The following is a 1810-nucleotide window of genomic DNA, read 5'->3' on the forward strand; positions in this document are numbered from 1 at the left end:
CCGCACGACCGCGGCGAGGGGCCCGGACACCTTGCCGGCCGGTGGTGAATCCGGCTGCACCGCAACCGGTTCACCCCCGTCGACGGTGAGGATCAGGCCGGCGCCGAGGTCCTTGCGCCGCCACATTCCGACGATGTCGGTGAGCAACGACTCGAGGACGATGTCGGGGAAGTCGCCGAACCGGCCGCCGTTGCCGAGGTCGACCGCGTGGATCCAGACCTCCCGGGTGCGCATCCACGCCGTCTCCGACACCGGCACCAGACGGCCCTGCGCGGTCCGCACCTGCGCATCCCACGCCGAGGCGGGCAGGGTGCGCCACTTCTCGTCGAGCCGGGCGACGGTGTGATCGAACAGGTTCCGCAGCGCCGCCGCCGACAGGGTGGCACCCTCGGCGATCTCCCGGCCCCGCTGCTCCGCCGACGCATACATCGGGGTCTGCACCCCCGACGCCGCCCAGTCCAGCAACCGGCACAACGCGGCCGCGTTGTACCCGACGTGCGCCACCAGATGTCGCCGCGACCACCCCGCCAGGAGCGTCTCCCCGTCGAGGTCGGAATCGGACACCTCGGCGAGGCGCTGCGCGAAGTAGGCGGTGCCGCGGCGGGCGATCAGCAACCGCTCGGACAAGTCGAGATCGTGGAAACCCACCGGGTGCACCCTTACTTGACGATCGTCGTGTTGCGGACGGTGCCCAGGCCCTCGATGGTGACCTCCACGGTCTGCCCGTCCTGAATGTAGAGACCGGGCTTGCGGGCGTGCCCGACCCCGCCGGGGGTGCCGGTGATCACCACGTCCCCGGGCTGCAACGTCACGATGTGCGAGATGTACTCCACCAGCCTGGCCGGGGTGAACACCAGATCGTCGGTGGTGGTGGACTGCACCACCTGCCCCTCCAGGGTGGTGACCAGTGTCCCGCCGAACGTGTAGGAGTCGGTGGTCGTCAGGAACGGCCCGAAACCGCTGGTCTTCTCGAACGTCTTGCCCTGATCCCACTGCAGCGTCCGGTACTGGTAGTCGCGCATCGTGTAATCGTTCATCACCGAATACCCGGCGATGTAGGACTCGGCGTCGGCCTCGGGCACCTGGTACGCCTGCCGGCCGACGACGAACGCCAACTCCCCCTCCCAGTCCAGCTGGGCGGCGGCATAGGACGGGACGATCACGTCGTCGTACGGGCCGGTCAACGCTTCCTTGAATTTCGCGAACAGGGTCGGATACTGCGGCAGGTCGCGGCCCATCTCCTGGACGTGGTTGGCGTCGTTCAAGCCGCCGCAGGTGATCTTCCCCGGGTGCGGGACCCCCGGGGCGTAGTCGGCGCCGTCGAGGTCGACGGTGGCACCGGACGCGTTGTCCGCGATCGACCTCCAGTCCGGGTCGGTCAGCAGGGCGGACAGGTCCGGGTACCCGTCGATGATTGTGCCGGTGGTGTCGGAATCGACGCGGACGGCGACGGTGGCACCGCCGCGGCGCAGGGTGGCAAGCTTCATGGGATTGTCAGGCTCCTTCGGAGATGAATGTGCGGTCAAAGTGCAGGCGCTCGACGATCGGGGCGTCGGAGAACGCGAACAGGTCGAACTCGGTGTCGGCCTCGATCGACCACTCCGTCCACGACGGGACGACGATCATGTCCCCCTTGGACACGGTGCGGGCCTCGCCGCCGAGGACGAACCGCCCCGTCCCCTCGAACACCTGATAGACGGTCGAGCCCACGTCGCGGCGGGGCCGGGTGCGGGCGCCCGCGCGGAGGCGGTGGAACTCGGCGCGGATCGTGGGCATCACGTCGCCGCCGGTGGTCGGGTTGGTGTACCGG

Annotated in this window: 3 protein-coding genes; all 3 read right to left on the reverse strand. The window is 69.3% G+C overall.

Translation table 11 applies throughout. The annotated features are described in order from the left end of the window. Positions 1-627, reverse strand: a 627-nt coding sequence (locus ACFWJO_RS38545; protein ID WP_386872854.1) for a maleylpyruvate isomerase family mycothiol-dependent enzyme, incomplete at its 3' end; no start/stop codon positions are given. A 32-nt stretch (positions 628-659) separates the two neighbouring features. Then, the gene (locus ACFWJO_RS38550) at positions 660-1487 is read right to left on the reverse strand and encodes a fumarylacetoacetate hydrolase family protein (protein ID WP_386872856.1); all 828 of its coding nucleotides are present in this window, start codon (positions 1485-1487) and stop codon (positions 660-662) included. Positions 1488-1494: 7 nt separating this feature from the next. Further along, positions 1495-1810: cupin domain-containing protein (locus ACFWJO_RS38555; protein ID WP_386872858.1), on the reverse strand; the 316-nt coding region annotated here is incomplete at its 5' end.

The sequence above is a fragment of the Streptomyces sp. NPDC127092 genome (genome assembly GCF_042722475.1).
Classification (GTDB): Bacteria; Actinomycetota; Actinomycetes; order Streptomycetales; family Streptomycetaceae; genus Streptomyces.

Excerpts from the sequence above, each read along its gene's own strand:
- ACFWJO_RS38550 (WP_386872856.1), bottom strand. The coding sequence starts at position 1,487 with ATGAAGCTTGCCACCCTGCGCCGCGGCGGTGCCACCGTCGCCGTCCGC.